The organism is Bacillus sp. JJ1122 (assembly GCF_036964885.1).
In the GTDB taxonomy this organism is placed as follows: domain Bacteria; phylum Bacillota; class Bacilli; order Bacillales; family Cytobacillaceae; genus Mesobacillus.
On record NZ_JBALQL010000006.1, the window covers coordinates 327,711 to 334,039 of the forward strand.

Genomic DNA, 6,329 nt, shown 5'->3' on the forward strand with positions numbered 1-6,329 from the left:
GGTTTAAAAATCAACATTCAGCTATAACAGAGCCTTCTTATAAAAAACACTACCTACGTAAATCGGTTTCTAATTTTATCAACCACTAAATTGTGCTAAGCTAGTGGTACTTGATGGGGGGTCTATTCATGACTAAATATCCAAAATCATATATACAATATCTCGCCCATTTCCACGGAGACAGGGATTACTTTGAGTGCCACGAAATCCTGGAGGAATATTGGAAAGCCACGGATGCAGGCAATAAAAAATCCATCTGGGTCGCGTTCATCCTGCTGGCCGTATCAAATTACCATTACAGGCGCAATAATTATGGCGGAGCGATAAGAACATTAAGAAAATCACTAGAAATTTTTTCACTTGATGAGCAGAGCTGTCTGTGTTTAGGCATTAATCATGAGGCTCTGATGGACATATTAAAAAAAAGAGAGAAGAATTTATTGAACCGGATTCCTTATTTAAGTTTTAACCTTCCTATTACAGATATGGAGGTTGTAAAGCTTTGCCAGGAGGAATGTAAAGAAAACGGCTTTAAATGGGGAGCTAAGAGTGACCTTAATGACGAGGAATTGATTAACAGACATTCTTCAAGAGACCGGAGCGAAGTCATAGCAGAGCGTAAAATGGCACTGGACGAAAGAAAAAAAGAAAAAAGGCAGTGAGATTTAACATCCACTGCCTTCAGCTGTATTTCCTTCTTGAATGCATTTTTCAAAAAATGCTATAGTTTCATCATTTGCTGATGCCTTCCAATCAGGAAACATCTCCTGGAGGGCATTGACCATCCTTTTGCCAATCCCCTGATGCCTATGAGATGGATTAACGGATATATGCTGAATCTGCATTATTTTTGGATCAATGAAGTTCACACCTAAAAGCCCGATGATGTCTTCATCTTCCTTCCATAAAAATAAATGCCAGGATTCGTCTGTTTCGTAATTCTTCATCGTTTGCTGCAGCTTTTTTAAATCCTTTTCATTAGGCATGAAAGACAATAGACCCATCGCAATCTTTTCGAATGCCTTTTTATAACGAATTAACATAAATATCCCTCATTAGTGGTTTGACGGTAGTAATGGAATGATAACATGACCATTTTTTCCATTTTTCTTCTAAATTAAACCTTTATGCCCTATTCACTGATAGAGCCTAAATAAGCGAATGTGAAAAAAAGCCTTTTAATAATATATGCTTTCAAGCAGTTCAGGTTCATACGATGTTGCAATTGATAATATCATACATAAAACAGGACGATTCTTCAATTAATTTTCTATTCCCTATTGTCCAGGAACAATAAATAACCAGTAATAAGCCCCCCAGGCAACAGCCATCAGCAATAAAAGCATAAATAACATCAAGTTATTTTTCTTCATAAGGCATCCCTCCCAAACTGTAATTCTACAATAAGGCTGGGCAATTAGCCAATCTTTAAAATAATTAGCTCCGACTAAAAAAGCTGCAAATTTGCAGCTTAATTTTTTATTTTTTCTTTAATGGGCAAGTCTAATTTTACCATATCCTCAAATGTTTCACGGCGTACCACTAATGTATCCTTTGCGTCTTCAAGAAATACAACGGCCGGACGAGGCAAACGGTTATAATTATTAGCCATGGAATACCCATAAGCACCTGTACAAAAAACAGCCAATAAATCCTGGCTGCATGATTTCGGCAGTGGAAGGTCCCAAATTAACATATCTCCGGACTCACAGCATTTTCCAGCAATCGATACTGTCTCTTCAGGCTTGTCCAGCGCCCTGTTCGCAAGGACCGCTTCATACTTCGCCTGATATAATGCCGGACGGATATTGTCACTCATCCCACCATCTACCGCAACGTATTGGCGGACATTCGGGACATCCTTCCTCGAACCAATACGATAAAGTGTCGTACCAGCATCCCCTACAAGGGATCGGCCAGGTTCAATCCAAATTTCAGGCATTTTCATTGAATAGGAGGCTGCCTGTTTTTTAACCTCTGCGATAATTTCCACAACATACTGAGCTGCAGGAATTGGATGGTCTTCATTTGTATAACGTATCCCAAACCCTCCGCCTAGATTAAGAACCTTTGATTCGAATGAAAGCTCATTTTTCCAATGATGCAATTTCTCGAAAATTTTCTGGGCAGCCAATATAAATCCAGTAGTTTCAAAAATTTGCGAACCGATGTGGCAGTGAAGACCTAAAAGTTCAATATTATTATCCTTCAATGCAATTTGCATCGCCTCATCAGCCTGTCCGTTCTGCAAATCAAAACCAAATTTAGAATCTTCCTGACCCGTTAAAATATAGTCATGTGTATGGGCCTCAATCCCAGGGGTGACACGAAGCAGCACCTTCATATTCTTCTTTTTATCCCTACAGAGGCCTCGCAGCATCTCTAATTCATAAAAATTATCGACCACAATGCAGCCAACATTGTTTTCAATCGCCATGATAAGCTCTTCGCGGCTTTTATTGTTTCCATGAAAATGGATTCTTTCAGTAGGAAAGCCAGCTGCAAGCGCAGTAAACAATTCTCCTCCAGACACGACGTCCAGCGATAGCTCTTCCTCATCCGCCAGCTGAACCATGGCCACAGTTGAAAAAGCCTTGCTTGCATATGCTACCTGAGCGGTAATTCCCGCATTCTCAAATGTTTTTTTAAAGCTTCTTGCTCTTTCCCGTATTAAAGCTACATCATAGACATATAGTGGGGTTCCATATTTCTCAGCCAATTGGACTGTATCAACACCGCCAATTTCTAAATGCCCAAGACGATTAACCTTTGCAGTTCCTTGAAATTCCATGCTGTCCCCTCATCCCTTGACAATATATAACCTTTTTCATTCATAGTAGGCTGCTAAACGAACGATTTTCACTCAGATAAAGCAATCCTGAGAATTTGTAATCAATAGAGCAAACTCTTGAAGATAAGTTTTTGCTCTGTTCACATTAACAACAATATTTAGAAAAAGCCTAATAAATAAATAGACAGTTCAGTCGTGAACTGTCTATTTTTTTGCTTTAAGTCTTTAGTAAATTAAAAACACTTTACCATATTCTATTGGAACGTGCAATTGGAACTTGGTCATGAATTTGAAGGCTGTTTATATCGATTTTTAGCATGGACGATACTCGGCCTGATTTTGGAACCTGGAACAGCCCTCCTGATAATAATCTGCAAGAAAGCTATTGGGTGAAAAGGCATGAATGGCCACAGGTATGGAGTATTCAAAGACTTGATATTTGCGAGCATCAACAGCCAAACTGTAGTGCCGACCATAAATCCAGGAACATGGAAAAGTGCTGTAACGATCAAAAGAAATACCCTGCCTATCTTATTTGCAATACTTAGCTCATAGCTTGGGGTCGCATATGTTCCGATAGCAGCCACTGCCACATACAGGATGACTTCCGGAACAAACATCCCTACATCAATTGCAATTTGACCAATCAGTACAGCAGCGATCAAACCCATAGCAGTTGATAAAGGCGTCGGTGTATGGATTGCAGCCATTCTCAGGAATTCAATCCCTCCGTCCGCAAGCATAATCTGCAAGAAAATCGGGATATTGGATTTGTCATTTGGACCAATAAAGTTAATTTTTTCTGGCAGAAGATCTGGATTCTGAACGAATAAATACCATAACGGCAAAAGCAAAAGCGACGCGAGCACTCCTAGGAACCTGACCCATCTGACCATTGTCCCGACTGCTGGCGACTGCCTGTATTCCTCAGCATGCTGGAGATGGTGGAAATATGTTGTTGGCGTAATAATGACACTTGGAGATGTATCCACGTAAATCAATACATGCCCTTCCAGCAAATGGGTTGCAGCCACATCCGCACGCTCGGTGTACCTAACGAGTGGATATGGATTGTAACCTTGTTTAACAAGAAACTCTTCAATCGTCTTATCTGCCATCGTAATTCCATCGATTTTAATCGTATTTAATTCCTTTTTAATTACTTCGATTAAATCAGGATTCGCAATATCCTTGATATAGGCGATGGCTACATCTGATTTGGAACGCTCTCCAACCTTCATCATTTCAAAACGAAGATTCTCGTCCCTGATTCTTCTTCTCGTCAGTGCGGTGTTTACGATAATATTTTCGACAAAGCCATCCCTCGATCCACGGACGACCTTTTCAGTGTCAGGCTCTTGTGGCTGCCTTCCAGGATAACTCCGAACATCGACAACAAAGGCAGTCCTTTCACCCTCGACCAAAATTACAATCAAACCAGATAAAACCTGATCAACCAGCTCATCCATTGTTTTAATTGTCTGTACTGATTGGTGAGTAATCCTATTCTCGACAATCATCTGAAGGTGCGTGGACAGCTTTTCATGGTCATTGATACCAACTAATTCTTCCACAATATGAATGATAAACTGGGTATCACATAAACCATTTACATAATAAAAGTGAACCTCTTTTTTTAGGATTTTCAGCTTTCTGACGCCAAGATCGAAGCTGTCTTCCAAACCTACCCGCTCTTTCATGTATTTTTCAGCTTCATACAAGGATTCCGGTATAGGCAGCATATCGTGTTTATTCTTTGGCATAAAATCCGCTCCTTTCAAGGATGATTTCCACTGCTTTCTTCGTGATCGGTGCCCCGCGCTCGTAATGGTCGCGGCGAGCCATCTTGCCAATATCGCCAATTCCTATAATCAGAGGGACATCTAACTTATCTAAACAGTAAACCGTATCACCATTGATCCTTCCCTGCTCCAGTTCCGGAAGTCCATGTTTATCAACTCCATATGGGGTAAGCTCTCCATCTCTGTCGATGCAGAAATCCACCTTGCTCCACTCTGCCATATGAGTTTTCGAAGCTACGGCAATGACTCCAAGTACATTGATATCCTCATGCTCGGCAACATATTTTAATGCCTGTTCACCTGCGCCTTCACCTAGGAAGCCACTATCATCAAACATCACTAAAACAGGATCATTGGCTGCTTTTTTGATCAGGTTTACAAGACTTGACCCCGAAAGGACGGACGGATTGCCATGCGAATGAGAAATACATCGCCCGCCAACATCAGCTGCGACTCGTTCTACTGCTCGTCTGGCATAGTCATCGCCATCTGTAATTAAGATCACATTCCGTTTCTCGGCCATTCGATGCCGTCCTTTCTGATCCATCGTTTTTTTACCGGCCGACAAAGTATATCCAGTGAAATAAAGAACCGAATACTTTGCCTAGAACAATTGCCATTAACAATATTTCAAGCTTGTCATCTACGCGAATTCTTTTTGCCAAAATAGGCAGTACATTAAGAACTTCCGTCAAAGCTGCTGCGAGCATGCCGACGAATATTCCTCCTGCCAAACCGAGCGGGATAGCCAAATACGGAGAGAAATTCAGTATAGGATCCCGAATGCTCCCCGCAGTTCCCAACAGGGCACCAAGAACGACAGACCATTCATACCATGAAATCAGGTTCATTGTTTTTGTCAATTGGGTAAGCCTTGGAATCACACCCAACACAGTCAAAAATGCTACAAATCCTGAGCCTACCGCCAGCCCGCTTGCAAGTCCTACCAGCATGATGAATAACACACTAATGATCATCGACGTGCTTCACGTTTTCCTTATTTTCATGGAGGATTACATATTGATCGAGCGATTGCTGGTAGTTGAACATTTCCACCTCGAGCGGGCTAGGCTCTTCATTAATCCTTTTTTTGAATACATGATTGAAAAATAAAATCATACCTAGACCAATTCCGATTGAATAGGGAATTTGAAAGAGAAGAGGCTTTTTTTCCGTCTTTCCCGTCAAGATTGTATAAATGCGCTCCTGAACACTTTGCATGCTGACGTCCTCATGAAAGTTCATGATAGTAAGGGCGGCACCGAAAAATAATAAAAACCAGACTAGAAAGAAGTATGGTATCGACATCCCCTTTTTTTTATAAATCACTTCCACAATAGTCTGGGGTGGCCCTAATGCCTGGACTTCATATTCAGGAAATTTCCCTGTGATAAACTTAATCACCTTCATCACATCAATGATGTGGATATGATCCTTAGGTGTCACCTTCAGGACCTGCAGCATAATAAGTTTGTCATAGATTTCTTCGCCAGCAATGATTTGCGCAATATCCTTTAACAAGAGTGATTCTTCTGGTTTGACTTGAACTCGATTGCGCATGCGAATATAAATCGTTTTTTCCATCAGATTCACTTCCAACACATTGTTTTCCTTGTATATTTAGTATGTTTAGCTGTTGTTTTTTCATGAAGTCCAATAATTGGTTATGATAACGTTTTTTTGGCAATGGCTCTGTTAAACAAGGCTGTTGATTTTCGTTCCAGGCGCTTCGCTTT

At 40.7% G+C, this 6,329-nt stretch carries 7 protein-coding genes; 1 reads left to right on the plus strand and 6 read right to left on the minus strand.

What is annotated here, in order from left to right; translation table 11 throughout:
• Nucleotides 1-128 precede the first annotated feature (128 nt).
• Complete coding sequence (locus V7201_RS05375) at nucleotides 129-662, plus strand: DUF309 domain-containing protein (protein WP_335375752.1); 534 nt, start codon at nucleotides 129-131, stop codon at nucleotides 660-662.
• Between the two features lie 3 nt (nucleotides 663-665).
• Here V7201_RS05375 and V7201_RS05380 read toward each other — a convergent pair whose 3' ends face one another.
• The 6 genes from V7201_RS05380 to V7201_RS05405 all read right to left on the minus strand — a co-directional run bounded on the left by V7201_RS05380 (nucleotide 666) and on the right by V7201_RS05405 (nucleotide 6,177).
• Nucleotides 666-1,043 (minus strand): GNAT family N-acetyltransferase, encoded by a 378-nt coding sequence (locus V7201_RS05380; RefSeq protein WP_335375753.1) that lies wholly within the window; start codon nucleotides 1,041-1,043, stop codon nucleotides 666-668.
• A 428-nt stretch (nucleotides 1,044-1,471) separates the two neighbouring features.
• Complete coding sequence (gene lysA / locus V7201_RS05385; protein ID WP_335375754.1) at nucleotides 1,472-2,791, minus strand: diaminopimelate decarboxylase; 1,320 nt, start codon at nucleotides 2,789-2,791, stop codon at nucleotides 1,472-1,474.
• A gap of 281 nt (nucleotides 2,792-3,072) precedes the next feature.
• The gene (locus V7201_RS05390) at nucleotides 3,073-4,554 is read right to left on the minus strand and encodes a spore germination protein (protein ID WP_335375755.1); all 1,482 of its coding nucleotides are present in this window, start codon (nucleotides 4,552-4,554) and stop codon (nucleotides 3,073-3,075) included.
• Nucleotides 4,541-5,116, minus strand: coding sequence for a stage V sporulation protein AE (locus V7201_RS05395; RefSeq protein WP_335375756.1), 576 nt, complete (start codon nucleotides 5,114-5,116; stop codon nucleotides 4,541-4,543). The genes V7201_RS05390 and V7201_RS05395 overlap by 14 nt, the downstream gene beginning before the upstream one ends.
• Before the next feature lie 31 nt (nucleotides 5,117-5,147).
• A complete protein-coding gene (locus V7201_RS05400) occupies nucleotides 5,148-5,570 on the minus strand; it encodes a stage V sporulation protein AB (protein ID WP_335375757.1) in 423 nt (140 codons plus the stop codon).
• The gene (locus V7201_RS05405; protein WP_335375758.1) at nucleotides 5,560-6,177 is read right to left on the minus strand and encodes a stage V sporulation protein AA; all 618 of its coding nucleotides are present in this window, start codon (nucleotides 6,175-6,177) and stop codon (nucleotides 5,560-5,562) included. The genes V7201_RS05400 and V7201_RS05405 overlap by 11 nt, the downstream gene beginning before the upstream one ends.
• Nucleotides 6,178-6,329 lie beyond the last annotated feature (152 nt).

Excerpts from the sequence above, each read along its gene's own strand:
- V7201_RS05380 (WP_335375753.1), bottom strand. The coding sequence starts at position 1,043 with ATGTTAATTCGTTATAAAAAGGCATTCGAAAAGATTGCGATGGGTCTA.
- V7201_RS05400 (WP_335375757.1), bottom strand. The coding sequence starts at position 5,570 with ATGATCATTAGTGTGTTATTCATCATGCTGGTAGGACTTGCAAGCGGG.
- V7201_RS05395 (WP_335375756.1), bottom strand. The coding sequence starts at position 5,116 with ATGGCCGAGAAACGGAATGTGATCTTAATTACAGATGGCGATGACTAT.
- V7201_RS05375 (WP_335375752.1), top strand. The coding sequence starts at position 129 with ATGACTAAATATCCAAAATCATATATACAATATCTCGCCCATTTCCAC.
- V7201_RS05405 (WP_335375758.1), bottom strand. The coding sequence starts at position 6,177 with ATGGAAAAAACGATTTATATTCGCATGCGCAATCGAGTTCAAGTCAAA.
- V7201_RS05390 (WP_335375755.1), bottom strand. The coding sequence starts at position 4,554 with ATGCCAAAGAATAAACACGATATGCTGCCTATACCGGAATCCTTGTAT.
- lysA (WP_335375754.1), bottom strand. The coding sequence starts at position 2,791 with ATGGAATTTCAAGGAACTGCAAAGGTTAATCGTCTTGGGCATTTAGAA.